Source organism: Bacillus sp. 3255, assembly GCF_031456485.1.
In the GTDB taxonomy this organism is placed as follows: domain Bacteria; phylum Bacillota; class Bacilli; order Paenibacillales; family NBRC-103111; genus Paenibacillus_E.
On sequence record NZ_JAVDUS010000016.1, the window covers coordinates 1 to 26588 of the forward strand.

Consider the following 26588-nt stretch of genomic DNA (forward strand, 5'->3'; position numbering starts at 1 on the left):
TCGCATCTTAAAGCGGAAGCGCTCTACCCATATGATATCCGTTCGATTGAAGAAGCTCAACAACGAATTGAGGCTTTTATCCAATTTTATAATGAGAACGTATCCAATTAAAGCTAAACAAGCTGACACCGATAGAGTATCGGCGCCAGCTTGCCGTATAGGGCTTTTTTTCAATGTCTACAATTTGGGGTCTTGACCATCTACCAGGAAAGGGCCTTCTTCATTTCACCAAGGGCAGCAGCACCTTGAAAGTGCTGCCTTCCCCTGCTACACTGCTCACTTCGATCGTTCCCCCATGAAGCTCCACAATGGAGTGGGTAATCGACAGGCCGAGGCCAGCGCCCCCGCTCCTTCTCGCCCGCGAGGAATCGATGCGGTAGAACCTGTCGAACAAATGCGGTATATGCTCCGAGGCAATCCCCTCCCCGTTGTCATGCACCGCAATCTCCACGCCCGACGCCGTTCGTTCCAGCGTCAGATCGACTTTGCCCGTCAGCGGGTGCGTATGCTGAATGGCGTTGTGAAACAGGTTGAGGACAACCTGCTTGATTTTATCCGGATCGTACGCATACCGGGTCTGCGGCGCCAAGCTGAACGTAACGGTACGTTCCCCGGCCAGCAGGCGAAGCTGCGGCTCCATCTCATGCAGCAGCTCATCCAGAACGCCTTCCGACTTCTGAAAGGCGGGGGTTCTGTCCAGCCGGGCCAGCATGAGCAGGTCTTCGACCAATTTCTTGATGCGGACCGATTCGCCGTGCATGCTCTTCAGCGCCTTCAACAGCTGATCCGGCTGTTGATACGCTCCGCGAAGCAGCACCTCGAGGAAGCCGTGAATCGAGGTGAGCGGGGTGCGCAGCTCGTGCGAGGCGTCGGCTGCAAAACGGCGCATCTGCTCCTTGGCTTCCTTCTCCGCTTCAAACGAAATCTCTAACCGCTCCAACATCCCGTTAAAGGAAGCAGCCAGCTGATCCATCTCCACTTGTCCTTGATGCTCGGGGAAACGCTCGTTAAGGTTGCCGGCATCAATCTGTTTGACCGTATCGACCATATTGGAGAGCGGAACCAGCGTCCGCCTTAACACAGGCAGGAAGCCTAACAGCCCCATTACCATAGCTAACAAAGAAAGGAAGACGAACGTAAGCAGCTGCTGGAACAGAACGTCCCGAATGGGCGCGACGCTGGCACTGGCTTGAATTAGTCCTTGAACCCCCGGACCGCCGGGTCCGCCGCGTTCTCCGCCGGTCTGATGAAACACCACCAGCTGCTCATTGCCGCTGGCGTCCTTCATAATGCGGTGATTGAGCTTCATTTTCTTGCTCATGAGCTCCAGATACTCCGCTTGATCCAATTGAGGCGTCGGCTCCGCGAATGGCGAAGAGATGAGCTTATAATTCCCTTGATTATCAATCAAGGCGATGGATAGCTCCGAGATGAATATCCGTTCGGGGTCTTTCAGGTCTCCGCCATAATTGTGGTTATCCCGATTCGACTCCTGCTTCGTTATCAACGCGCTCTGGCCGTCCAGCATGCCGAAGCGCTGCCACATATTCGGAGGAAGCGCAGCAAGCTGGTTGCGGATTGTCTCCGCCTTGTTCTGATACATGAACCGCTGCATGACGACATATTGGAAAACGCCAATCAGCAGCAGCAGCGCCGACATGACCAGCAGCGTTCTGGACAGCAGCTGAAATTTCAAGGAACTCATCACGAAGAGATCGGCAAACCGGCCCTTCCGCTTCATGTCAGATCCATCCGGTAGCCGGCGCCGCGAATCGTGCGGATCAGCTTATGCTCCTTATCGCCCAGCTTATCCCGCAAAGATCGGATGTACACCTCCACGATGTTCTCTTCGCCACCGAAGTCGTAGCCCCAGACTTTATCCAGGATCATCGATTTGCTGAGCACCAGGCCGTGATTAATGGCCATGAATTTAAGCAGCTCATATTCCGTAGGAGACAGCTCCAGCACTTTGTCATGAAGGCTGATCTCCTTGCGCCGGTCGTCCATGCGGAGCGGTCCGATAACAACCTCGCCGAATAGGTTGGGAAAATGGTTCCGAATCCGCGCATAGATGCGGGCCAGCAGCTCTTCAAAGCTGAACGGCTTGACCATGTAATCGTCCGCTCCGAGGGTCAGCCCCTTCACCCGGTCATCGATCTCATCTTTGGCCGTCAACATAATGACGGCGATGTTCTCGGTTTTCTTGAGCATCCGGCACACTTCGAAACCGTCCATTCCCGGCATCATCACATCCAGAATCGCAATATGAGGTTGAAATTTATTGCACGTCGTAATGGCGGAGAGCCCGTCCGTAGCAGTCATGACTTCGAAACCTTCATTCGTCAGGCCGAGCTCCAAAAATTCTAAAATATGAGGCTCGTCGTCAACGAGCAAAATTTTGATTCCTTTTAATTGGCGCATGGGGTGTGTACCTCCGTGTTCGATTCAATACAGAACTTTTTCTATAGTCAGTATCCCATATCCTGCCTAAAAGCAACCTGAGCACAAGCTGAAAGCTTGCTGAAAGTAAGAGAAATGGCCGCCCGCGGTCATTTCTTTCAGTATTTTTTCAGCCAACTATCAATTGAATCTCAGTTAATGACTCTATAATAGGTTCATCAACGGCAGGACATCAAAGAAAAGAGGAAACCTTATGGAGCCTATCACCCCATCCTTTCATTCGTTTCATTTCCATGCATTGGACTCTGAAATCGAAATGCTGCTCCGCTGCGGCGAGAAAGACCGCTCCCTTGTAACGCAAATCACCGAAGATTGGTTTCGCGACGTCGAGAAGCGGTTCAATCCGCTGCTGGCGGGCAGTGAAATCGCTCTGCTGAATATGTTGGCCGGCGAAAACTGCATGGTCTCGAATACCATGCTCGAGGTCTTATTCCTAGCCGAAATGTACCAAGCGGTAACCGACGGCTGCTACAACCCGCTTCTAGCTCACGGCACGCAGGCCTCTCCCCTTGAATGGGAAGTCGACCCTTCCATGAAATCGATTAAGATTCCCCAGGATTCGAACATCGACTTAAGGGGGCTGGAGCATGGCTGGGCGGTTAAACGGTTAGCGGAATATATGCGGAAAAGGCTGTCCATGGAGCAAGGCCTCATCCTGGCCGGAGGCGCTATTACCGTGTGGGGCCGGAACTTGGCAAGCATCGATCCGTGGGTCATCGGCATTCAGAGTCCCTGGCAGCCTAGCGCCAAGTTGGGCGCCGTCGCGATGCCCGAAGGCTCCCTAGCGACCTATAGCCGGCTCGAGCATCCTGCCTCGGGGCCCGTAAGCGACGTCGTGCAATGCACCGTAGCCGGGCAAGATCTCGTGGAGTGCCAGGTATGGGCAAAGACGCTGGCGCAGCTCGGGATCCAAGAGGGCCTGAAGCTGATGGGCGCACGCACATCTGTATGCGAGGCGGTTGTCCTTTCGTCTGCACAAGAGCTCCACTACTTCGGGAACAAGGCCTCCCTGCAGCGCAGATGGATCGATATGCACATCGATCACTATCATTTTCAAGATAAGGTATCCTAAGACTTGGAACCTTTATCCACATAATTGCGCACATTATCCACAATACCCTGAGGATTTACCCACAATCCGCGGGTTCTTATCAACAAGTTATCCACAGGTTGTTAGTATAATGCGGCGTACATGTATTGCTCTGCTCTTCGGAAGAGCGGATTCTCCCCTCGTATCATTTGGGTTTGGATCGAAATCGTGATACAATTTTCCAAAAATGAACGAGAGGTATTGCAGGATGTATGATGTCATCGTCATCGGCGGAGGCTCGGCCGGCCTCATGGCCAGTATTGCGGCAAGCCGGCAGGGAGCCCGGGTGCTTCTTCTGGATAAAGGGGATAAGCTGGGCCGCAAGCTGGGGATTTCCGGAGGCGGCCGGTGCAACGTTACGAACAACAAGGATATGGACGAGCTGATCAAGCATATTCCGGGCAACGGGCGCTTCCTGTACAGCGCTCTTACGCAGTTCGGCAACAGGCACATTATCGAATTCTTTGAAGGATTAGGCATTCCCTTGAAGGAAGAGGATAACGGCCGAATGTTTCCCGTCAGCGACAAGGCCAAGACCGTCGTAGACGCGTTGATCGGCCAAGTGCGCAAGCAGGGCGTGGAGATCCGGACGAACAGCCCGGTGAAGAGAGTGCTGTACCAAGACGGAGCCGTCCAAGGCGTCCAGCTTCATTCCGGCGAGAAGCTGAACAGCCGCGCCGTCATCATCGCTTCGGGAGGCTGCTCGGTCCCGCACACCGGCTCCACGGGAGACGGTTACGCCTGGGCCGAGGCGGGCGGGCATACGATCACGCCGCTCTTCCCGACCGAGGTTCCACTGACCTCGAAGGAAGCCTGGATCCGCGGCCGCGAGCTGCAGGGGCTTTCCTTGCGGGACGTGTCCCTGACCGTGTGGAACGCGAAAGGGAAGGCCATCGTCTCCCACCGGGGAGACATGCTCTTCACCCACTTCGGACTGTCCGGCCCGATCGCTCTGCGCTGCTCCCAGTTCGTCGTGAAGGAGCTGGCCAAGTCGGAGCGCCGGGAGGTGCTGCTCACTGTGGATCTCTTCCCGGATCGAAGTGCGGACGATGTGTATAAAGAGAGCATGGCGCTGGCACAGGCCGAGGCCAAGAAAGCGATTAAGAATGTGCTCAAAGGGCTGCTCTCCGAGCGCCTGATCCCGATGCTGCTGGAGCGAACCGGTCTGGACGAGCAGCTGACGTACGATAACATTCCGAAGCAGAAATGGCTCGAGCTCTGCAAGCTGATGAAAGCTTTCCCCGTGCGCATTCACGGCACGCTGTCGATTGAGGAAGCCTTCGTGACAGGCGGCGGCGTCCATCTCAAAGAAATCGAGCCGAGCACGATGCAATCGAAGCTGGTGAACGGGCTGTACTTCTGCGGCGAGGTGCTGGACATTCACGGCTATACCGGCGGATATAATATTACAGCCGCTTTCTCAACCGGCTACACGGCCGGCACCAGCGCGGCTCAGCCCTAAATGCGGAAGCACCTCCGTCGGTTCCGTCAGATGCTTTTGAACATAAAAAAAGGCTGCCCGAGTCATTAATATGACTTCGGACAGCCTTTTTGCTAATTTATTATGCTGTAACCGCTTCGAGATCGTCTTCCTCGTCACGATCGAATGCCACACGGTCGAATTCCCCTTCGGATTCCGCTACAAGCAGCGCCGTAACCGTTGTGCCCGTTGCGTTAACCGCTGTACGACCCATGTCGATCAGCGCCTCAACGCCAAGCACAAGCCCCATACCTTCCAGAGGCAAGCCAAGAGCTGTTAATACAACCGTCGTCGAGATGGCCGCCGGACCCGGAACGCCTGCCACACCGATGGAGGAAATGACGCTCACCAGGATAAGAATGAAATACTCGGACGGCCCCATCGGAAGATTGTAAACCTTCGCTACGAAGATCGCCACAACCGCCGGCCAAACCCCGCCGCAGCCATTGAAGTTCATCGTTGCGCCAAGCGGCGCTACGAAGGAAGCAATACGCGGGGATACGCGAAGGCGCTTCGTGATGACTTCCAAGTTCACCGGCAGCGTTGCATAGCTGCTTCGTGTTGTAAATGCGACAGCGATGGTCGGATACGCCTTTTTGAAAAATTTAATCGGGTTAACTTTCGCCACCAGCAGCACCAATCCGCCGAAGATCAGGACGAAGTGGATGATTAATGCCACATACGAAGTCAAAATAATTTTCGCTAACGGAGCGAGTGTTTCCAAACCGTACTTCGCCGCCATAGCTGCGATTAGTGCGAATACACCGTAAGGTGTCAGACGAATGACATACTTGACGACTTGGTGAACGACCGCTGTAGCCGAAGTGATGAAAGATTTGACTGCTTCAACGCTTTCCGGCTTCTTGGAGCCGATGTGTACGATCGCTACGGCTACGAAGATCGCGAAGATCAGAACCGGCACGACTTTGCCTGTGGCCATGTCATTGATCGGGTTAGAAGGCACCAGATCGAGGATAACTTGGGAGAACGTCGGAATTTCTCTTGCTTTGAAATCTTTCTGCACAGCCTGTGCAATCCCGTTGCCCGGATCGATTGCCAGCGCAACGACCAGACCGATGATGGCGGCGATACCGGTTGTTAACAAGAACCAGCCGATCGTTTTCAGCCCCAATTTGCGAAGCTGGCCTAACGAAGATAATGAAGAAATACTATTAATAACAAGGATGAGGACTAGAGGCATAACGAGCATTTTGATCAAGTTGACATAAATCGTTCCGATCGTGCTTACACTCTTATACTCCAAATGCAGTTGGTTAAATACGATACCGGCTACCAGTCCGAGACCCAAACCGATGAAAACGCGGTTTCCGAAGCTTACTCTTTTTCTGGCCAAGAAAAACAGCAAACCAATAATGAGAATGGATACAACTAAGCTGACCCAGTTCGTTGAAAATGCGGTGACCAGGTTGTTTTGCACTAGAATCATCTCCTTAATTCCTACGTACTTACTCGGGTTAATGCCATAAGAATATGACATAAGGAGTTACCTGTCAATGGTTAATTTTCAAAAACGCAAAAAAAACCGAACTTTACCTTCGAAAAAGCGAGGTAAAATGCGGTTTTCTTGCGAATTGCAAACCGATTTACGAACGAAGTTTACATTGTGTGCTGATCATGTACGACCGCCACCAAGTACCATTGTCCGCCCGAGTTCTCATAAACGAGCCGCAGGCTGGTCCAGTCCATTCCCTGAAACTGCGGATCGATGCCAGGGAAATGATATTCTACTGTAATGAACGACGCAACCGGGTAGATGCTGAACACATTGTTGACCATATTCCCTTTGCCTAGAATCGTGTTGTAGCTGGTTTGCGGCGCCGCTGCAAAATCTTGGTTGTATACGAATTTGTTCCAATAATCCGGGAAAGTCAGATCGATCGGGTCGCCCGAGCCGTCCAACGTGCCCCAATGCGTTGTGTTGGTATCTGTCCATAGCGCGTCCAGTCCGCTTCCTTGGACTCGGACATCATGCGTAGTGTCAATGTGGGAATACGGCGAAAATTGCACGCCCTTCTTCGGATGCACGAGCTTCGCGAGCTTGCTCATATCGTGGTCCTTGAGCGCTTGGACCGTGTCTTGGGCACGCTGCTCGATCGCTTTCTTCGCATCGGCTTCCTTCGCGTAAGACGTCGGCACAGGCTGCTTCGTCGGCTGTGCCGTGGCGGACGGTTCCGCTGTCACCGGATTCGGCTTCTTCACCGGCGGGGCAGATACGGTTGGAGCAGTGCTAGGCGCCGGCGAGATGGTGCCCGCAAGGCTTCCGCTCGCGCTTGGACTCCCGCCTGCATTGCCATTCACCGCTCGATCATCCATACATCCCGCCATCAAACTGACGAGTACCGCTGCCCATGCAGCCCCTACGTAACGTCTTCTCATCGCGACCCGCTCCTTCTCCGTTTGGCTTCCTATATCTACCAGACGTTTGCAGCCTGCGAAAAGTTACGCCTTCAGAAGCCATCTGCCATAAAAAGGCGGCCGCCCGGGTCAAAGCCGGCCAGTCCCAAGCGGTCGGCTCCGCCCCCTCCAGCAGCGGTATGAGCTTCTTGCCGAATGTCAGATACGAATGCCGGCGCTGAAATGGTTGTAGTCGTCCGAGGACGGGTCGAAGGCCGCCTCCTCGTCGCTAGGCACGGCGTCGGCGTCCGTCGAGGCGGCATAGCCGTCGGGCCAATCCTCATTCACCGTGTGCGCCGGAATGCGGATCGAGCCCTCGAGGTCGTAGGCCATCGCGTATGCCGACGCCTCCGATTGCTGCTCAGGCTGCCGCTCCACCAAGCGACCGCCGTGAGCCTGCGCGATCTCGAGCGCTGAGGTCATCTCCTGATCGTCGAGATGGATGTGCAGCGTCGACCGCTCGCCTTCCAGCAGCTCAGGCTTGTAGCCCAGCTCCTCGAGCGTATCGAGGGCCAGCAGGGCATCCCGCTCCTTCTCGAATTCAAAAAAAATAGGAACAAAGTTCTTCATCCTCTAGCATCCTTTCTTCCACTAAATGAAAAGTCTGCCATTAGCTTCTGCAACTTGTTCCCCTCCTATTCTATTTCAACGCATCCTGCACCAATCGCAGCAGCTCGTCATGATACGCAGGCACCGCGGCCACGATGCAAGGCGGCAGTTCCGCTTCTTGCGGCGCGGCACCGCCCAGTACAGCAAGCTGGCGACCGGCGAAGTCCGTCACCTTCACCCCCGCCTCCTGCGCCAGCAGCAGCCCCGCATACAAATCCTCACCCTCGGAATTGTACAGGACAATACCGTGCAGGTCCCCTCTGGCAAGCATCGCCCACGTTAGGGACGGCGCCCATACGCGCAGCACCCTTTTCAACGAGTGCTCCAGATGATGTCTGAGCTTAAGGGCGTCCCGGTCGTCTTTGCCCACGCCATGGCCTTGAATCCACGAAATCGTGGATTTGGCCAATGCGCCGCCGGGCTGCGCTTTCAGCTTGATGCCATCCTGCCATGCGCCTTCATCTTTCACGGCCGAATACCCGATCCCCAGTGCCGAGTCATGGACGACGCCCAGCATAATCCGGCCCTGATAGCTCAAAGAGACGGAAACCCCGTAAAGCGGGATGCCCAGCGCATAATTGTTCGTCCCGTCCAGCGGATCGACATGCCACACCCACTCGCTGGCCGCTCCGCCTTCGCCGGCCTCTTCGCTATAGATCCGGTGCTCCGGGAACGCCGCCGCGATAGCGGCGACAATCAACTGATCCGCTTTCTCATCAATCTCCGTCACCAAATCGCCCCGATCATCCTTATGCTGAACAGCCAGCTTGCTGCCGAACCTCTCTCTGGCCAACTCCCCTGCTTTCTTCGCCGCTTGTGCGGCAATCTCTCTGGCATGCGTCAATTCGTTACGATTCATTCAGCCATTCCCCCTGACAGGATCTATCACACTTCGACCATTTTACCATATGTTGCCTGCAAAAGTTGACAGATATGAAGCCTGCTGCATTGACAAGCCACCTCTTCATAAGTGATAATATAGCAAAATCTTAAGCGACATGAGCAGTCGAAAGGGGCTATACGGAGCATGGTTAAGCATCATCAACACAAGATTTTGGATTGTACGATTCGGGACGGCGGTCTGGTGAACGATTGGGATTTTAGTGTGGAGTTTGTCCAAGACATGTATCGCGGCTTAAGTGCAGCCGGTGTAGAATATATGGAAATTGGCTACAAAAACTCGGAGAAGCTGCTGAAAGGCGGAGCTTCCGGACCGTGGAGATTCTTAAACGAAGCGTTCCTGCGCGATGTGATTACCAAGAAGACAGATACCAAGCTTTCCGCTCTTGTAGATATCGGCCGTGTGGACGAGAAGGATATTTTGCCTCGTGAAGACAGCTTGCTTGACCTGATTCGCGTCGCTTGCTACATCAAAGATGTGGACAAAGGTCTTGAGCTTGTACAGAAGTTTAATGACATGGGCTACGAAACGTCCTTGAATATCATGGCGCTTTCCCACGTTATGGAGAATGAGCTCGTTGAAGCTTTCGAAGAAATTAACAAAAGCCCGGTTGACGTCGTCTACATCGTAGACTCCTACGGCAGCATGGCTCCCAAAGATATCGACTATCTCGTGACCAAGTTCCAGCGCTTGCTGCCGGAGAAAGAGCTCGGCTTGCATATGCACAACAATATGCAGCTTGCTTTCGCCAACACGATTACGGGCGCTTCCAGAGGCGTATCGTTCCTGGACTCCTCCGTGTACGGCATGGGCCGCGCAGCCGGCAACTGTACGACGGAGCTGCTGCTCAGCTACCTGAAAGGCGCTCGCTACGACATCCGTCCTGTGCTTGAAATCATTGAAAAGCACATGATCACGATGCGCGAGAAGTGGGACTGGGGTTACCTCATCCCCTATATGATCGTCGGCGCGCTGGATGAGCATCCGCGTACTGCGATGGCGCAGCTTAGCTCCCCGGAAAGAAACAACTTCGTCGATTTCTACGACCGTTTGACTTCCGTCGAGACTGTGCCTGCTTCCCACAAAGGCTAATGTGCATTGGTGAACAAACCCCTTGCCCGCAGGTTCAAGGCTTTACCTTGAACCCCGGCAAGGGGTTTTCTTTTATTTAATAATTTTGGCGGAAACGACGTAATCCTCGGCATATTCCCGGTCAATCAGGAAGATGAACTCCTCTTCGTCCCGGCGGCCCGTTCCTTTTTTACGGGATAATTCAATATATTCGCTATTGATAACCTCTTTGCAATTCTCATCGGCATAAATCAAGCCATCCTCCAATCGTTTCAACGCTTCGACCATCACTTCGCGCGACTTCAATCCGCCTTCAAGCTCCACATAGACTCTTCCGATTGCATCCTGATCCTGCAGCAATATCGCCACTCGCTGTATCGTCTTGGCGCGCACCCTTTTGTCCGGTGATATGCTCATGCATCCTGCTCCTTTGCCGGTTTTCTCTGTGCTAGTTTATGTCGGGAAGGGTGAACGTGGACTAGGCGAATGGACGTTTCAAGCAAGACTGGGCTTGCGGGATTCCAGATTCCTCCGAATACGGGTGTGCATGTATGTAAACGTGCCGGGCCTGAGAAACTAAGAGGACGAATTGACACCCGCTTCAGGCGGGAATGGGAGTGACATCTTTCCGCATGAGCCGCATATTGCTGATCGAGGACGAAGAACGCATTGCCCGTGTGCTGAAACTGGAGCTAGAGCATGAGGGCTATGAAGTACATACGAGGCCGGATGGGCGCTCGGGATTGGAAACAGCCTTGTCCGAGACCGATTGGGACCTAATTCTGCTGGACGTCATGCTGCCGGAGCTCAGCGGCCTGGAAGTCTTGCGCCGCATCCGCCAGGTGAACGCTGCGCTCCCTATCATTTTGCTGACCGCACGCGATGCCGTTTCGGATCGTGTCAGCGGCTTGGATCAAGGAGCCAACGACTATGTGACCAAACCGTTCGCGACGGTGGAGCTGCTGGCTCGTATCCGCAGCCTGCTGCGGCAGAGAAGCCTGCAGGAGCAGCCCGCCGAGCAACCGCATCTGTTGAAAGTCGATGACCTGACGATGGACTTGAAGAGCAGAGCCGTTGTCCGCGAAGGAACAGCGATCGAACTGACACCGACGGAATTCGAGCTGCTGCGCTTCCTGATTCAGCATCAGGACGAAGTGATGACGCGGGAGCAGATTATTTCCGAGGTGTGGGGCTACGATTTCGTCGGGGACACGAACGTTGTCGACGTCTATATCCGCTATCTCCGGCAGAAGGTGGATAAATCATTCTCCTCCAAGCTCATTCAGACGATACGCGGAGTCGGTTATTTGCTGAAAGCGGAATCGGTGCCGCCGGATAAAGATCCGGACGACGAAATGCAGCCGGCCGAGCAGAAGCCGCTATGAGTCTGAAGCTGAAAATTACGCTCGGGGTCGCCGTCGGGCTGATGATGATCCTTTTTATCTCCTTTACCCTCGTCTACTATATGTTCATCCGGGTGACGACCAATGGCGAGGCCGACTTGCTGAAGGAGAAGGCGAGAACGCTCCTGCTGCGGGATCTGCCGAACCACCCGGAGTACTGGCGCAACAATTCGCAATTGGATGAACTGCTGATCCCGCAGGAGATGCTGCGCTATGTCGCTCCGAACGGAGAGGTCATCTATCAAGTCAGTTCGGAAACCGTTCTGCTGAACTATCCGCCTGCCTATGTGAATAAAGATACGGTAAACGTCGAAACCGCATCGGACGGGATTTTCGTTTTTGTGAAAATGCCGGTTTTCAAAGAAGGCCACCAGGTTGCAACGTTGGAAATCGGGCGAAGCCTGCGCAGGCTGGACCAATACGCGGATATGCTCGTCTCCGTGCTTCTGCTAACCTCTACCGGGACGCTGATTCTGGCGCTTATCGGGGGTTATTTCTATACGAACGTCCTCTTCCAGCCGCTGCAGCACTTCGTTGCTACGATGCAGAACATTGAGGAGAGCGGCTCGTTCCGGCATATCGACTTGCAGACCAAAGACTCGAACGATGAATTGATGAAGCTCGGCGCCACTTTCAACCGAATGATCGACAGGCTGCAGGATATGTTCCTGAAGCAGGAGCAGTTTCTCGCCGATGCCTCTCACGAGCTGCGCACACCGCTTACGATTATCGAGAGCTATGCGAGCTTACTGCGGAGGTGGGCGCTCCATGATGAGAAACTGCGGGAAGAAGCGCTGGAGGCGATCATCGCCGAATCCGCCCATCTGAAGCAGTTGACCCAGAACCTGCTTTCCCTCACCGATGTTGTGCGTCAGAACTGCGAGCAGGGCATCACCTTCGATTTATTGCCGCTCGCCGAGCAGACGGCCGCCTCGCTGCGCCTGACCTCCGGCAGGGAAATTGAAGTTGTGCGGCAGCTGGAGCCTGACGCCGAGGAGCTGCTCATGACCGGAGACTCCCATCAAATCCGGCAGCTCCTGATCATTTTGCTCGATAACGCGTTGAAGTACAGCGGACGGAAGGTCATGCTCACCATCGGCCTCCTTGAGAACAAATGGGTGGTCCTCCAGGTCACCGATTACGGGATAGGCATCGCCGAAAGCGATATCCCCCACTTGTTCGACCGGTTCTACCGGAGCGATAAAGCAAGGAACCGGAAGCAAGGCGGAGTTGGTCTCGGGCTCGCCATCGCCCTTCATATCGTGCAGAAGCATGGGGGCGCCATCGAAGTGGAAAGCCGCGTGGGGCAAGGGACTACCGTGACCGCGAAGCTTTTGAAAGCGTGTCAATAAAAACATTTTAATACGATTCTCACGGTTTTCTCAGAAAGCACCATAATGCCAGTAACCGCATAGTGAAAAAGGTTGCAAGGTAAATAATAGGTTATTTTTCATCTGGTATACTGGGTTCATGTCAACGAGACAACCCAAAGTTACTCACATAGAAGAGTCTGGCGAAGAGCCGTTCAAACAACTCAACTTTAGGAGGAAACACAGATGAAGAAGCAAACTAAATGGTACAAAACATTAGCAATTACGGCATTGACCGTTTCTATAGGATTATCCGCCGGTATGATCTCCACGCCTCATCAAGCTAACGCGGCTACGGATGCAACGACAATCGATGCGTCCATCACGGCGACTTCCCGTGCAAGCAGTGTCATCTCGATCGGGAAAAATTATTTGGGCCGACCTTATCAATTCGGTGCGAAAGCCGGTCAGACCCGGACATTCGACTGCTCGTCCTTCACGCAATACGTGTTCAAACGCGTAGGCGTCAGCTTGCCTCGTGCGTCCAAAAATCAAGCGCACGTAGGCAGCTACGTATCCAGAAGCAACCTACGCACAGGCGACTTGGTGTTCTTCTCGATTCCCGGCAAACCGGGCGTAATTAACCATGTTGCGATCTACATGGGCAACGGCAATCTGCTGCACACTTACGGCGCCGGCGGCGTACGCATCACGAACATCCACAGCGGCACTTGGTCCTCCCGTTACATGACGGCTCGCCGCGTACTGTAGGAATCAGTTATAAGCTTATCCATAAAGAACGGTTCAAAAAAAGCATCCCGCCGGGATGCTTTTTTCAGTTGCCGTGCAGCACGCTTAATAGCGAATGTACGTCTCCACGTAATTCTCCTTCAAACCGCGCTTGCGCACCCTGATCTGCAGCTGACGCTGCTTATAGCTCGCTCTCGCCGTTCTGGGCAATACAAGCGTCGGCAGCTTCACAATCTTGCTGTTGCCGCTCAGAAAGCCCGTCAGCTTCAACTGGTTCGATTTGACGAACACCTGCAGCGCTTTCGGGTCTTCCCCCTTCGGAATTTTCACTTTAATGATAACGTGTTCGTGCGTTTCGAAGATTTCCGATTCCGCCTCATGGGTGGACATGCTTGCACTCAGGCCCGGCATCGCTTTTTTCAGCATGTCCTGTACATATCCCTCAACCCACGTCATATTATCTAGAAAGGTCTGCCCTTTTTCACCGAAAGGCAGCTTTTGCCCAAGGAACTTCTCAACCTGCTCCCACTTCAGCCAAGGATGACGATTAAAGCCGTTCATGCCCATCACCTCCTTTATCTCATGCACCAGTATATGTGCCTACTCGCGAATGTGACACCGTCCTGAAAACAGGTCACCTCTAGGCGAATACCCTCATATACTGAAGGTGAGATAAAGCCTGAAACAAGGGAGACCGACTATGCCGTCAATCGTAGGAACCGTGAAAATTATCAGCGTGGGGTCTAGCTCTGTCGTCCACTTCGGCGATACCTTCATCATCGCCCCTAACAGTTCATCCAAAACTTTTGCTGGCGCAGGCTCTTTCAATACGGGAGATTTCCCGCGCGTGTATAATGCCTACAGCACGACCGTGACCAATGATTCCGATCTCATCGAAGCGAACGCCACTAGCGGAGTGATCGTCTAGTATGAGCGACTTCAAGGATAGCGAGGTGTTCCTCCACTATGAACATGATCATTCATCAAACCATCATGATTCAACAGCTGAAAGTGAACTCCGTGGCCAACTCCTCCGTGCTCCAGATTGGCACCGCGGGATCGATCCGCTCGTTATCCAATCTTTATAATACCGGCGGCTTTGTCGAACCCACCCCGGAGCTTGGCTCAAGCCCGGTCAACCCGGTCGCCCTCGTGCGTTTGCCGCCACCCACTTAAGCTGCCGCCTGGCCTAACCATATCGGAAGGAGGTGCCATACATTGCCTAACTTGATTACATGGCAGCAATGGGCTGAGCAGGTCTGTTCCTTTATCGAAACGCAGAAGCGGAGGATCGACGAGCTCGAAACGACCGTCAAAAAGCTGCAATCGGACCTCGATGCCTTGAAAGATCAGAAAAGGTTCCACATCGATAAAATCGAGTATAACTTCGATCAACTCAAAGTGGAGAAGCTCGACGGAACGCTAACCATCGGCATCAGCCCAAGCTCACTGGATAACGTTGATGATTTCACAGTCAATGGTGCCTCAGTCGGGAAGGATACGGCCGGTCAGGATCAGAACCCTTTCTTCCAAGGACAGCAGGCGCAGGTTCAGGGGCAGGAATTGGGGATCGGGCCTGAGCAAGTGATTGCTCCGGAAATCGGATCTAAGAAGCGGCACACTCAGGGTGCCGGTCAAGGAAAAGGCTCGGGTCAAGGCCAGGAATCGCGGCAGGGGCAGCAGGAACAACCGCGCAGCACCACCGGATCCGGCGTACAGCGGGACGTTTGGGACAGCATCGCCCAATATTTGCAGTATGGCGTTCAAGCTGACATGCTCAATCTGGAACAGAAATACCAGTATCATCTGGATGAAGACTATAAGGAGCTTATTATCGACGATATCCGCAAACAATTGGACAACCGAATCCAGCATTACGTCAACCAGTACCGCGGCGTCGGGTTCAAAGAACCGATGGAAGCCGTAACGACAAGCATCGTTGAGAAGACTAAGCAGGACATCATTTCGGCAATCGAAAACTACATATCCAGTCTGCCAAGAAAAGAGGGATAGCCATGTTCAACTTGCAAGTGGAAAACAAGCAAATTTTCGTTGGCGATGTCCGCATCGTCGGGGTAGCGAGTTCATCGATCTTCCTTATCGGCGATACGGAGGTCATTTCTCTGTCCTCGATGTTCGACACGCCGCCGGAATCCGTCATCATCTCTCCGTTCGTCCCGCTTCCAGCGGAGGTGTAGCCAGTGGCCCGTCTATCGATCGTGGGCTACGTCTATGTTAATTCCATCAGCATCAGCAGCGTGATGCAGGTCGGAGATAACGTCAATACCGCGCTGAATACCAACGTCTTCGCCGTGCAGCGCGAGGTGCCGATTTATTACGGCAATGAGGGAAGCTTCAAAGCCTATCCGTTCTATCGGCGCCCGATCCCGATCCCTCAGCCCCCGGAGCCTTTCACAATGTGTGTGGATAACTTGGGCTCCTTCATTCGGGTACGAGGTCTTCGCATCCTGGGCCTCTCCGCTACGTCCGTGCTGCAGATCGGCAGCAACCGCATCTCCAGCGGAGAATCCCGAGTCATGAACATTCGCCAATTCGTCACGAACAAACCCGGCCCCAAGGAGCAGACCACTTTCATCAATTTGGGGAAGGCGGACGTCATCGGCGATCTGCTCCCTGCCATCAAGCCGCCGCTTGGCTTATGATGGGGCTGACGTGAGATCACCATCCTCCACGGCTTATGATGGGGCTGATGTAAGATCACCATCCTCCGCTCGGCTGCGGATGGGGCTGATGTAAGATCACCATCCTCCGCGGCTTATGATGGGGCTGATGTAAGATCACCATCCTCCGCTCGGCTGCGGATGGGACGGTGCAAAAATGCGCAAAAAGTACAGCTAAATCAGATGATTTAGCTGTACTTTTATTTTCTGACAGGGCGCCTTACTTGCCCCTGAGATAAGCTAACGGACACAGCCGCGCTTATTCCGCGATTCTGGGCCGCTCCACGATTCTAACGGACTCCAGCGACGTTATTTGCCTCAAAACCGGGCAAATCCGCCCGAATTCCAGCAAATAACGGCTCCCTGGTCCGTTAGCGCTGAGGACGCCCCATTTTCGCCCGATTAACGGCTCTGGTGTCCGTTAGCGCAAGCGGCGCCTGTGGTATCCAGGGGCCGAGCACTAGCATGTGCGTCCGTGCGAGTGAATCACCGGCAAGCTAACGGACACAGCAGCGCTTATTCCGCGGTTCTGGGGCGCTCCACGATTCTAACGGACTCCAGCGACGTTATTTGCCTCAAAACCGGGCGAATCCGCCGAATTCCAGCAAATAACGGCTCCCTGGTCCGTTAGCGTTGAGGACGCCCCATTTTCGCCCGATTAACGGCTCTGGTGTCCGTTAGTGCAAGCGGCGCCCGTGGTTCCAGGGGCCGAGCACTTGCGGTGCGTCCGTGCGAGCGAGGCACCACCGGCCAGCCGCACCCAGCTGCTTACTTCGTAAGCAGCGGCTGCGCGCGGCTCAGCAGCGCCGCCATCTCCGCACGCGTGAGCGACGCGCCCGGGCGGAACGTGCCGTTCGCGAAGCCGTCGACAAGGCCATTGCTGCTCATCGCAGCAATAGCCTCCGCCGACCATCGGTCCGCCGGCACGTCGGAGAAGCGCTTCGCAGAGGCGGAGCCGCCCTGCGAAGTCAAGTGCAAAGCGCGGGAGAGCAGCATGCTCATCTGTTCCCGCGTCATGATTTGATCCGGCGCGAAGCGGTCCGCGCTGATCCCCTCGATCAGCCCGCTCTTCTTCGCGAGCTGGATATCCTGCCACGCCCAATGCGTAGCAGGCACATCCGTGAACGAGCCGCTGCCCGCGGACTCGCCTTCCAAGCCAAGCACGCGCACCATAATCGTCGCGGCTTCTGCGCGGGTCAGCGCCGCATCAGGCGCGAACCGGTCTGCGGCCGGGCCGAGCATCCAGCCGCGGTTCGCCGCGGCAAGCACAGCGTCTTGGGCCCAATGCTTTTGCATATCGGTGAAGTAGAAGCCGTCAGCCCAGAGGCCGAAATACCCCCAGGTATCCGCCGTCTCCTGATTTAAGCTCCAGCTGCCGGTACCTTTTAGCTTGTATTTGCTCACCAGCTTCAGCTTTTCCTTCATGGACTGCTCATTTTCGAACCAAACGGTGTAATCGCCGGGTTCTAACGGTTGGCCGTTAATGCTTGTGGCCGTATCCTCCTCACGGATCGTGAAGCTGGCAACCGGCGATTGGCTCGCACGATCATATTGGACGGACCCCTTGTACGTGCTGATGAGCTTCTGCACCATTTGAGAGGTAACACCGGCGCCGTTGCTCGCGGGATTCTGATTCCAGTATCTGCCGTAGAACGGGACACCGAGAACGACTTTCTCAGCCGGCACTTGCGAAACGGCATACTGAATGGATTTCTCCACGAAGGGTAAGCTAGCTACAGGCCCCGGTGTCGGGTCGCCCGGGTAGCTCTCGTCATAGGCCATGACCATCAGATAGTCGGCAACGGCGCCCAATCCCTTATAGTCGTATAAGCCGATCCAACTGCCGGTTGTGCCTGTCGGGTTGGCCGCCACCGCAACGGATACCTCTTTGCCGCTCGGCAATTTGTTACGAAGCTTTTTCACAAGATCGGTATACCCGTCTCTGTAAGCGCCATCCACATTCTCAATGTCGAATTGGATGCCGTCCAGGTTATACGTCTGAATGGCCTGCACGATTTGATTCGCCAGCGCCTCCCGGTTATCAATCGCTTTCTCTCCCAGCGCACGGTCGAAATCATTGCTCAGGAACGGGACGACGCGTTTCCCGCGCGCATGCATGTCCGATATGAAAGAAGCTTGTATCGTAGCGGAAAGCTCCAGGCTGCCATCGGATTGAAGATGGAAATAGCTTGGAGAAACCACATCGAGCGTTTGACCGCTTTTATCTACTTGAGCCGTATACGAACTCGGATTGCCGAAAAAGATATAAGACATGTTGAACTTACCCTGCGCGGAACTTGCCTCAGCCTCAGCCTGAGCATGATACAACCCCGAGCCTGTCGCTATCGTCAATAATCCCGCTGCCGCTAAGGCAACAAGGCCTTTTCTCAACCTCATCTTGGCCACTCATCTCCTTCTACCTTTTCATCACATTCTTCTATCATCCTTGAAAGACTGCTAATAGGCTAGGAGTAAATATTGGGTAAATGCCAAAAAAACCGCTATCTGAGGGGCTTAGCCCTTCGCGGCGGTTGTTAATAGAGTACGTTATCGGGATTTCGGTTGATAGAATTGATAATGATTGCGTCCCTTGCCCTTGACTTGGTAAAGCGCAATGTCCACTTCCTTAAGCATCTGTGAAGCTTCCCTCGTGTCGGAGTGATACATCGTAATCCCCATGCTGACCGTAGCCCTAAAAACCTGATCCAAGACCTCCCATGGCTGATCGACGCAGTTCAGAATCCGCTGTGCCACGCCTCTGACATGCTCCTCGCAATCTACGCCCGGCAGCAGAATGGTAAACTCGTCGCCGCCCATCCGGGCAAACATATCCACTTCGCGAAGACAGCCTTGAATACGCTGGGCAAAATGCTGCAGGAACGCGTCCCCCACATCGTGCCCCATGGTGTCGTTAATCAGCTTGAAATCGTCGATATCCAAATAGACAAGGGCAAAATACCGGTCCATCCGCTTGGCCTGCATAAGCAATTGATGCAAATGCTCTTTGAACAGCCTGCGGTTCGGCAAGCCTGTCAGAGGATCGTGGAAAGCCATGGCGATGAGGCGGTTCTCCTGGTTCTTGCGGAGCGTGATGTCATTCAGCACGAAGCAGATCTCGGCGAGCTCCCCCGCCGCATCGCGGATCGGCATCGAGGTGCATTCGAACCAATTATAGCTCTCGCCTGTTCCTTTCATCCGAAACTCCAGCTTGCTGCTGCAGCACGTCTGTACCGTTCGAATAAACATTTTATGTAAATCCATGCGATATTCAGAATCAATGAGCTCAACCACCTGCAGAAAATCTTCAGGAATGAAGCCGATCACCGGGTTGAAGCTCTTGGAGGCATAGGTTAAATTTCGATGAACATCGAATATACAAAATAAATCCCACGCTTGCTCGATGAATTGGCGTACGAATATATCCTTCTGCATCCATGGGGGTACCGCAAAACTTTTATCAGCCGAATGACTCATTACTTTCGTCGCCCCCTCGTGTGCTTCTGCATAGAGACTAAGGTAGATTAGCATGGAAACATAAAGATTTGATAAAGTCCAGCTAAATTTTGCGTTAATTGGCGAAAGCATTTTCTGTTTTTCGACATGTTTCTACAAAAGTCGAGAAAATACATAGTCCATTACACCCTCCCGCTTGCAGGAACCGCGTCAAATCTCACTTTTTGGCAATAAAAGGATAGAATTTTCTGGGAGATTCGTTCTATAATGAGGTTAACATTAGTGAGCGGGGAACCGTTCCCTTCGTAGAGCCGTTCCGTTACTAAGGAGGATTTCTAGTTATGGCAGGAGAAACAATTCTAGTAGTAGATGATGAGCAAGAAATTGTCCAATTGATCCAGCTTTACCTAGTTCGAGAAGGATACAAAGTTATCAGCGCCAATAATGGACAAGACGTATTCGAAATCGTGAAAGAGCACAAACCCGATCTTATCGTTCTGGATATTTTGCTTCCGGGACTCGATGGTATAGAAGTTTGCAGGCAGCTGCGTAAGACAAGTAATACGCCGATCCTGTTCATCTCCTGCAAAAGCGAAGACATCGACGTGATTCTCGGCTTGAGTATGGGTGGCGACGATTATATGACGAAGCCGTTCAGCCCTAGCCAGCTTGTCGCCAGAGTGAAGGCCCTGCTGCGGCGCAACTCTATTCGCGAGCAGCATCAGGACGATCCGCAGCTTGTGAGGTTCCCCGGACTCGAAATCGATCTGGTCAGCCATATCGTTCGTGTGAACGGGCAGACGATCTCGCTGTCGGCCAAAGAATTCGATCTGCTTTCCTTAATGGCCAAGACCCCTAACCGGGTATATAAAATCGAACATCTATTCGAGCTGATCTGGAGTCTCGATAGTATGGGAGACCCGCGAACGCTCATCGTACATATCAGCAATCTGCGCAAGAAGATCGAAGCGAATCCGGCCGAGCCCCGCTATATTATTACGGTTCGGGGCGTCGGCTACAAATTCAACGGTTCCGCCGTCTAGAAGAACCTTTGCCACCATTCGGCCATATGCTGCTGCAGCGGTACGGCTGCCGCCGCTATCACCAGTGCCGGCAGCATGTTGGCAACGTTTACTTTCCTAATCTGCAAAATATTGATGCCTACGCCAATAACCAGAACACCGCCGACCGCCGTGATCTGAACGATCATTGCATCCAGCGACGCTTGGCTGAAGGCCATTGCGATGAACGTTGCGGCTAAGGCGATCGTACCTTGCATAATGAACACCGATGCTGCTGAGAAGATGACGCCGACCCCCAAGGTCGATGCGAAAATAATGGACAGGAATCCGTCCAACAGCGCTTTCGTGTACAAAATATCATGATTATGCCGGAGACCGCCGTCCAGCGGTCCCAGAATGGCCATCGCTCCGATGCAGTACACCAGCGTGCATGTCACGAAGCCTTCCGAGATGCGGCCGGTGGCGTTCCCGGCGTTCGCTTGGTTCATTCGGGCCTGCAGCCAATCACCGAGCTGGGCAAGCCTGTATTCGATGCGAAGCAGCTCACCCGCGATCCCTCCGGCAACGAGACTCATAATAACGAGCACGATGTTATTCGACTTGAAGGCCATCGTGATGCCCAGCACCGTAATGGCAAGCCCAAGGCCCTGCATGACGGTGCTTTTGATGCCTTCCGAGATGCGGGGCAGCGCCATCCCTAATAATCCCCCTACGATAATGGCGATTGCGTTCACCATTGTCCCCCATAATGCCATGATGTTCCTTCCCTTTCTGTCCAATCCTTCTATTAGCCTTCCATGACAACCTTCTCATTCTACACGAATCTACTCATAATTTCCTCCACGCTTGGAAATCGTATGGATAAGCAACAGGAAAGGAGGAATACGGCATGTCGAAAGACAAATCCATGGATCCAATGACAGGCGATGTCGTGGAGACAGACGGCATTTATGCCAATGAGGCTGGACAAGAGGTAACACTGAAACGCGGGGATGAATTTCCGGCGGATCTTATCCTGGGCCGCACCACTTGGGAACTTCAGGGCTTCGCAGATGAGGCCCAAATTGATCACGATCAGTCGGAGCTGAACCCGATGCGCAAGCGCGTAAATCACGATGCTGACGGCGAAAATTGAAATCAGCAACCGTCATCAATAACAGAACTTAATCATGGAACCGGGCTGCGATGGATGCGGCTCGGTTTTTTGCTTGATTATGGTATACTAAGGGGATGATAATGACGCTGGGGGATCAAGCATGAACGGAAAACGCATCATCATTGTTACGGGGGGCACGCTCGGCGACTGGGCACTTGACATCATCCAAGAAGCTGACGTATTGGTCGGTTCTGACCGCGGAGCCTTATTTCTTATTCAACACGGCTATGAACCGGACATCTCGATGGGAGATTTCGACTCGGTGACCGCAGAGGAGTTGGACCTCATTCGCTCGTCCAGCCGCAGCTTCATCGAATGCGATCCGGTGCATAAGGATTTGACCGATACGGAAATGGCTTTCAATTGGGCGCTGGACCGGCACCCGGACCATATTCTTATTCTCGGCGCTCTAGGCACACGGTTCGATCATTCCTTGGCGAATGTGCACCTGCTGCGCAAAAGTACCGAGCTGGGGATCTCCTGTTCGATTATAGACGCTAATAATCATATCCTCGTGATGAATCAATCGACGCGGGTCGAGCGGGGCCGCTATTCTCATATCTCTTTGCTCCCGCTAAGCTTGGAGGTTACCGGCATTACGCTTCACGGCTTTCAATACCCGCTGCACCAGGCTACGTTAGTCATCGGGCAATCGCTTGGAATCAGCAATATTCTCACGGAACCGGAGGGCTTGATTGAGATCAGCTCGGGATTATTGCTTGTGATCCAAAGTAAGGATTAGGCGCGAAGGACATTTTTTCATGCAAAATTTAGAAAATAGACAAATCTGGTAGCAAAGCTACAGGGCACATCTCTGCTACAATGTACTTTGCACCAGATATTACTAATAGATATTGAGGTTGTCCAAGCATGCCCTATGCACAAGAGAATTTAATTCGGATCGTCCAACCCAAAAGTGTGCAATCCGTCATCTCCCAATTTGCAGAAATCCACCTGCTTACGAATCGGGAAGCTGAGATTATGGGACTTATCGCTCTTCATGGCTATAGCAACAAAGAATTGGCAGCACATTGCAGCATAAGTGAAAAGACCGTTAAGGTTCATATCGATAAAATTATGGATAAAGTCGGCACACGCTCGATGCGTAAGCTACTCGCTACCATCATCGGCAACATGTATTAACGCTTGAACTGGCATTGGAGACTGTCATCAGTCCCTTCTGCCAGTTTTTTGTTTTATGTATATTTCCCCCAGCCATTGCTTACAAATAGAGTAATAGATTATTTCTCTAGAAACGGTTGGTGTGAACCTATGAACATAACGGGTAAAAAAGTCCTGTCGCTTGCCAAATCTGCCGGGCTTTTCACTTTGCTTCTCTTCCTTATAGCCTCCTGCACACCCGCTTCCAGCTACAGCAAGCAAGGAGCTGTCCCCGCTGCCGCATCTCTGCATGGCGGACAAGCCCCCGATTCCGCGGAGGAAGCTGCCGGGGCTTCACGGCTCGAGGAGCCTGTACGCATCGCGGACATGTCGTCTGAACCTGCCAGGACGGTCGAAGTCGGGTTAGCAGCTCCCGAGCAAGCTCCCGCTGCGGAACCGCTGCCGGCTGCAGAGCGGACGCTTGGAGAGCAGGGCGCAGAGCACAGCGAGCATACAGGGTCAAGCCCGCATACGGACCTTAGCCAACCTGCAGAGCTCTCCCTCTCCCCGGGAAGTCCACTGCCAGTGGACATGAAGCCGGAGCCGCCAGCCACCGTTACCGTTACCGCGGCGACTTACGTTCCCAAGGCACTGAAGAAGGTAAGCATTCCCGTGCTCAACTACCATAGTGTTGCGATAGATCCAGGCAATATCGTCGTGATCTCTCCGGACAAACTGAAGGAGCAGATGGCCTACCTGCATAAGCAAGGCTACACCCCTCTCAAGCTTGATACATTCATCCGCCTCCTGGAAGGAGACGATTCCCTCCAAGTTCCGGAGAAACCGGTGCTGCTTACGTTCGATGACGGCTACATCGACAATTATGAGCAAGCGATGCCGATTTTGGCCAAATACGGCTTCCCCGCGACGCTCTTCGTTTCCCCAGGCATGACGGAACAGGATGGCTATCTCAACTGGGAGCAGATCCGTAAGCTCCACGAGGCAGGCTGGGATATTCAACCGCACGGCATGTCACATCCTCACCTCCCTCGTCTTGGAGCGGATGAGCAGACCTATGAAATCGTGGAAGCCAGGAAACAAATTGAAGCGAAATTGGGAACGAAAGCCGATATTTTCTGCTATCCCTATGGGGAATACAATAAAACAACGCTGAAGATCCTGAAGCAGCACGGGTTTCGGTATGCATTTACCACCGAGCAAGGCGTAGCCACCAACCAGCAGCCGCCTTACCAGCTAAAGCGGATTTTCGTTAACGGTGAGGAAAATTTGAAAGCATTCGCTGCCAAGCTCCCTAAATAGGGGGCTTCTTTTCTAATTATGCGAACCAAAATGACTACTTTTATAGTATAATATACCTATTAACCTAGAGGAGCATCTTCATGTCACAGCCAAATAAGCGCTCCAGCTTCAGGATTCATCTCCAAATCCCATTATCCGCCATGTTCAAAATCATCGGGATCAAAAATAAAGCAATCGAAACCAAACACTCCAAAATCATGATCAAGGATATCAGTGCCGGCGGGATCCGCATGCACACCCCCTTGAATCTTCCTACCGAGATGAGCTTGCTGCTGGAGTTTACTTTCCTTCTGTTTCATCAAGAAATGAAAATTTTGGGCGTCATTAAACGAAAAACGATGCTGAAGCCAACCCTCTATGAATACGGGATTGAATTCAGCATCGCAGATCCGGTTCTGGAACAGCAGCTTACCAGTCATTTGATTATGTTGTATAGTCGCTTGCGGCGTAACAACGTTCTCGCAAGCTGCAGCTTTTGTTCCGAAGATGATCTTGAAGACATTCTCGCCTTGCAATACGAGATTACATAGCGGCTGCAAGCTTCTGTACGAATTGTTCCAAATAACGCCGGTCGACTTCATCGAAACGGCTCAGGATCGGGCTATCGATATCGAGCACGCCGATCAGCTCATCGCCCCGCACGATCGGCACGACAATCTCCGATTGGGAAGCGGCGTCGCAGGCGATATGCCCCGGGAACGCATGCACGTCCGGTACAAGCACCGTTTCCCGGCGCTGCGCCGAGGTCCCGCAAACCCCTTTGCCTAGCGGAATTCGCACGCATGCAGGCAGTCCCTGGAAGGGCCCCAGCACAAGCTCTTCCTTCTCTTGGGACGAGTCCAGCAGATAGAACCCCACCCAGTTGATCTCTGTCAGAAACTGTCCGAGCAGCGCCGCGGCATTGGCCAAATTGGCAATGCGATTCGGCTCATCGTGTATCAATGCTTCAACTTGCTGAATCAGCAAGGCATAGTTGTCTTCTCTTGTTCCATCGTAGTTGGCTTTCGTAAACATGACTTCATCATCCTTCTTCCCCTAATCGTCTTGCACTCTCATCATACCATTAAGCGTTCATTCCCGCCAAAGATGAGGAGTGGGAATCTCGGCCAAGATCGGCATTCTTCCCGTGGGACAGGCTGTGAAAATGGGATGCCGCGATGCCCAGAGCCGGAATCGGTAAAGACTGACCGACGGGATCGTGTAAGTGTACACAGGCATAGGCACGGCCCCCCTCCGGAACGGGAAATCCCCCTACTTTTGCGGCTAACGGACACCAGCACCTTTATTTCCTCATTTCTGCCCGTCCTCACTCCCAAGTCGGTGTATAGAGGCGCCTGTGTCCATTAGGATAACGGCCGTGGCCGTGGTGAGGCTTTCGATTAATTGTATATAACTTCGGAAATCTGTGGGAGACCACAAAATGTATACGAAAAATCACATACATTCTCTGCATGTGTCCGTTCACGCAAAACTGTCCATAGTTAATTTACAGCCTCATGGTGTCCGTTAGCCGCTGATAATAGAAAAGGGGCAACCTCCGCTTCCCGGTCGCCCCATAAATTTATGATTCCGGTCAATCGCCGGTATTATTGCTGCCCGTAATAGGCGTTAGCTCCGTGCTTTCTCAGGAAGTGCCGGTCCAGCAGCGTCTGATCCATCGCCTGAATCGAAGGATTCAGTTGATAGGTGCGGTAGGCGATCTTCGCAACTTCCTCCAGCACAACGGCGTTATGCACCGCATTGTGCGGATCCTTGCCCCAGCTGAACGGCGCATGGCAGTTCACCAGCACGCCCGGCACCATCGCCGGGTCCAAATCCTTGAACGTCTCGATGATGACGTTGCCCGTCTCCAGCTCGTATGCCCCCTTGATCTCAGCTTCCGTCATGAGACGTGTGCAGGGGACTTCACCATAGAAGTAGTCGGCATGTGTCGTACCCAACGCCGGGATGCCCCGGCCCGCTTGCGCCCAACTGGTGGCCCACGGCGAGTGCGTATGCACAATACCGCCAATCGACGGGAAAGCGCGGTATAACGCCAGATGGGTCGGCGTGTCCGAGGAAGGCTTCAGCTTGCCTTCTACAATGCGGCCTTCCAAGTCCACCACAACGAGATCCTCGGCTTTCAGCTCCTCGTAGGGAACACCGCTTGGTTTAATTACGACAAGTCCCTGATCGCGGTCAATCCCGCTGACATTTCCCCATGTGAATGTGACCAGCCGATATTTGGGCAGGTCCAGGTTCGCTTCCAGAACCGCCTGTTTTAAATTGTCCAGCACTTGCTCTCATCACCTTCCGTGTATAATAACTCATTATACACTTGTACGTACATGTTAGCTAGATACCTGCTCAAATTAAAAAGAGGCGTA

30 protein-coding genes are annotated in these 26588 nt (G+C 53.3%); 17 read left to right on the top strand and 13 right to left on the bottom strand.

From position 1 onward, the window contains the following. Positions 1–220 precede the first annotated feature (220 nt). Positions 221–1741, bottom strand: a complete 1521-nt coding sequence (locus J2X61_RS22550) for a sensor histidine kinase (protein WP_310190725.1) — start codon at positions 1739–1741, stop codon at positions 221–223. Continuing rightward, positions 1738–2421, bottom strand: a complete 684-nt coding sequence (locus J2X61_RS22555) for a response regulator transcription factor (RefSeq protein ID WP_274472200.1) — start codon at positions 2419–2421, stop codon at positions 1738–1740. Before J2X61_RS22555 ends, J2X61_RS22550 begins: the two co-directional genes overlap by 4 nt. Positions 2422–2653: 232 nt before the next feature. Between J2X61_RS22555 and J2X61_RS22560 the strand changes: the two genes are divergently transcribed. After that, complete coding sequence (locus J2X61_RS22560) at positions 2654–3532, top strand: FAD:protein FMN transferase (protein WP_310190729.1); 879 nt, start codon at positions 2654–2656, stop codon at positions 3530–3532. A gap of 226 nt (positions 3533–3758) precedes the next feature. Then, a complete protein-coding gene (locus J2X61_RS22565; protein WP_274472198.1) occupies positions 3759–5012 on the top strand; it encodes a BaiN/RdsA family NAD(P)/FAD-dependent oxidoreductase in 1254 nt (417 codons plus the stop codon). Between the two features lie 100 nt (positions 5013–5112). Here J2X61_RS22565 and J2X61_RS22570 read toward each other — a convergent pair whose 3' ends face one another. The 4 genes from J2X61_RS22570 to J2X61_RS22585 form a co-directional block, all read right to left on the bottom strand. Then, positions 5113–6468 (bottom strand): dicarboxylate/amino acid:cation symporter, encoded by a 1356-nt coding sequence (locus J2X61_RS22570; protein WP_310190733.1) that lies wholly within the window; start codon positions 6466–6468, stop codon positions 5113–5115. A gap of 179 nt (positions 6469–6647) precedes the next feature. Continuing rightward, positions 6648–7427, bottom strand: a complete 780-nt coding sequence (locus tag J2X61_RS22575) for a hypothetical protein (protein ID WP_310190735.1) — start codon at positions 7425–7427, stop codon at positions 6648–6650. Between the two features lie 177 nt (positions 7428–7604). Then, entirely contained in the window at positions 7605–8015 is a 411-nt protein-coding gene (locus J2X61_RS22580) for a hypothetical protein (RefSeq protein ID WP_274472195.1), read from the bottom strand. 70 nt (positions 8016–8085) lie between these two features. Then, positions 8086–8913 (bottom strand): inositol monophosphatase family protein, encoded by an 828-nt coding sequence (locus J2X61_RS22585; protein ID WP_310190738.1) that lies wholly within the window; start codon positions 8911–8913, stop codon positions 8086–8088. A 168-nt stretch (positions 8914–9081) separates the two neighbouring features. Between J2X61_RS22585 and J2X61_RS22590 the strand changes: the two genes are divergently transcribed. Continuing rightward, positions 9082–10047 (top strand): aldolase catalytic domain-containing protein, encoded by a 966-nt coding sequence (locus J2X61_RS22590; protein ID WP_274472193.1) that lies wholly within the window; start codon positions 9082–9084, stop codon positions 10045–10047. Between the two features lie 72 nt (positions 10048–10119). Here J2X61_RS22590 and J2X61_RS22595 read toward each other — a convergent pair whose 3' ends face one another. Beyond that, positions 10120–10443, bottom strand: coding sequence for a hypothetical protein (locus J2X61_RS22595; RefSeq protein ID WP_274472192.1), 324 nt, complete (start codon positions 10441–10443; stop codon positions 10120–10122). Between the two features lie 215 nt (positions 10444–10658). On the opposite strand from J2X61_RS22595, the gene J2X61_RS22600 reads away from it, so the two are divergent. The 3 genes from J2X61_RS22600 to J2X61_RS22610 all read left to right on the top strand — a co-directional run bounded on the left by J2X61_RS22600 (position 10659) and on the right by J2X61_RS22610 (position 13510). Beyond that, a complete protein-coding gene (locus J2X61_RS22600; RefSeq protein WP_274472191.1) occupies positions 10659–11411 on the top strand; it encodes a response regulator transcription factor in 753 nt (250 codons plus the stop codon). Next, positions 11408–12781 (top strand): sensor histidine kinase, encoded by a 1374-nt coding sequence (locus tag J2X61_RS22605; RefSeq protein ID WP_274472190.1) that lies wholly within the window; start codon positions 11408–11410, stop codon positions 12779–12781. The genes J2X61_RS22600 and J2X61_RS22605 overlap by 4 nt, the downstream gene beginning before the upstream one ends. 204 nt (positions 12782–12985) lie before the next feature. Then, complete coding sequence (locus J2X61_RS22610) at positions 12986–13510, top strand: C40 family peptidase (protein WP_310190743.1); 525 nt, start codon at positions 12986–12988, stop codon at positions 13508–13510. Positions 13511–13594: 84 nt separating this feature from the next. On the opposite strand, the gene J2X61_RS22615 is transcribed toward J2X61_RS22610, so the two are convergent. Next, positions 13595–14050, bottom strand: a complete 456-nt coding sequence (locus tag J2X61_RS22615) for an Hsp20/alpha crystallin family protein (protein WP_310190746.1) — start codon at positions 14048–14050, stop codon at positions 13595–13597. 139 nt (positions 14051–14189) lie between these two features. Between J2X61_RS22615 and J2X61_RS22620 the strand changes: the two genes are divergently transcribed. The 5 genes from J2X61_RS22620 to J2X61_RS22640 are packed head-to-tail and all read left to right on the top strand — an operon-like array spanning position 14190 to position 16152. Then, on the top strand, positions 14190–14417 hold the full coding sequence (locus tag J2X61_RS22620) for a spore germination protein (RefSeq protein ID WP_274472187.1): 228 nt from the start codon (positions 14190–14192) through the stop codon (positions 14415–14417). A 38-nt stretch (positions 14418–14455) separates the two neighbouring features. Beyond that, entirely contained in the window at positions 14456–14665 is a 210-nt protein-coding gene (locus J2X61_RS22625; RefSeq protein ID WP_274472186.1) for a spore germination protein GerPB, read from the top strand. A 42-nt stretch (positions 14666–14707) separates the two neighbouring features. Further along, positions 14708–15502, top strand: a complete 795-nt coding sequence (gene gerPC, locus J2X61_RS22630) for a spore germination protein GerPC (protein ID WP_274472185.1) — start codon at positions 14708–14710, stop codon at positions 15500–15502. A 2-nt stretch (positions 15503–15504) separates the two neighbouring features. Beyond that, complete coding sequence (locus J2X61_RS22635) at positions 15505–15687, top strand: spore gernimation protein GerPD (RefSeq protein WP_274472184.1); 183 nt, start codon at positions 15505–15507, stop codon at positions 15685–15687. Positions 15688–15690: 3 nt separating this feature from the next. Then, complete coding sequence (locus J2X61_RS22640; RefSeq protein WP_274472183.1) at positions 15691–16152, top strand: spore germination protein GerPE; 462 nt, start codon at positions 15691–15693, stop codon at positions 16150–16152. 786 nt (positions 16153–16938) lie between these two features. Here J2X61_RS22640 and J2X61_RS22645 read toward each other — a convergent pair. Then, on the bottom strand, positions 16939–18567 hold the full coding sequence (locus tag J2X61_RS22645; protein WP_310190752.1) for an S-layer homology domain-containing protein: 1629 nt from the start codon (positions 18565–18567) through the stop codon (positions 16939–16941). Positions 18568–18717: 150 nt separating this feature from the next. Beyond that, complete coding sequence (locus J2X61_RS22650; RefSeq protein WP_274472181.1) at positions 18718–19644, bottom strand: sensor domain-containing diguanylate cyclase; 927 nt, start codon at positions 19642–19644, stop codon at positions 18718–18720. Between the two features lie 320 nt (positions 19645–19964). Between J2X61_RS22650 and J2X61_RS22655 the strand changes: the two genes are divergently transcribed. Next, positions 19965–20666, top strand: coding sequence for a response regulator transcription factor (locus tag J2X61_RS22655; protein ID WP_274472180.1), 702 nt, complete (start codon positions 19965–19967; stop codon positions 20664–20666). Here the strand turns inward: J2X61_RS22655 and J2X61_RS22660 are convergent. Further along, positions 20663–21400 carry a DUF554 domain-containing protein gene (locus J2X61_RS22660; protein ID WP_274472179.1) on the bottom strand — a complete coding sequence of 246 codons (738 nt, stop codon included), beginning with the start codon at positions 21398–21400 and terminating at the stop codon, positions 20663–20665. The genes J2X61_RS22655 and J2X61_RS22660 overlap by 4 nt on opposite strands. Before the next feature lie 134 nt (positions 21401–21534). On the opposite strand from J2X61_RS22660, the gene J2X61_RS22665 reads away from it, so the two are divergent. The 5 genes from J2X61_RS22665 (at position 21535) to J2X61_RS22685 (ending at position 24752) form a co-directional block, all read left to right on the top strand. Further along, positions 21535–21780 (top strand): hypothetical protein, encoded by a 246-nt coding sequence (locus J2X61_RS22665; protein WP_274472178.1) that lies wholly within the window; start codon positions 21535–21537, stop codon positions 21778–21780. 121 nt (positions 21781–21901) lie between these two features. Next, positions 21902–22543 carry a thiamine diphosphokinase gene (locus tag J2X61_RS22670; RefSeq protein ID WP_310190755.1) on the top strand — a complete coding sequence of 214 codons (642 nt, stop codon included), beginning with the start codon at positions 21902–21904 and terminating at the stop codon, positions 22541–22543. Between the two features lie 128 nt (positions 22544–22671). Continuing rightward, complete coding sequence (locus J2X61_RS22675; RefSeq protein ID WP_274472176.1) at positions 22672–22944, top strand: helix-turn-helix domain-containing protein; 273 nt, start codon at positions 22672–22674, stop codon at positions 22942–22944. A 129-nt stretch (positions 22945–23073) separates the two neighbouring features. Then, entirely contained in the window at positions 23074–24222 is a 1149-nt protein-coding gene (locus J2X61_RS22680) for a polysaccharide deacetylase family protein (protein ID WP_310190760.1), read from the top strand. Between the two features lie 80 nt (positions 24223–24302). After that, on the top strand, positions 24303–24752 hold the full coding sequence (locus J2X61_RS22685; protein ID WP_274472174.1) for a PilZ domain-containing protein: 450 nt from the start codon (positions 24303–24305) through the stop codon (positions 24750–24752). Here the strand turns inward: J2X61_RS22685 and J2X61_RS22690 are convergent. Together J2X61_RS22690 and araD are read right to left on the bottom strand one after the other, a co-directional pair. Beyond that, the gene (locus J2X61_RS22690) at positions 24745–25236 is read right to left on the bottom strand and encodes a GAF domain-containing protein (RefSeq protein ID WP_310190762.1); all 492 of its coding nucleotides are present in this window, start codon (positions 25234–25236) and stop codon (positions 24745–24747) included. The genes J2X61_RS22685 and J2X61_RS22690 overlap by 8 nt on opposite strands. Positions 25237–25808: 572 nt before the next feature. After that, a complete protein-coding gene (gene araD, locus J2X61_RS22695; RefSeq protein ID WP_310190765.1) occupies positions 25809–26498 on the bottom strand; it encodes an L-ribulose-5-phosphate 4-epimerase in 690 nt (229 codons plus the stop codon). Positions 26499–26588: the final 90 nt, after the last annotated feature.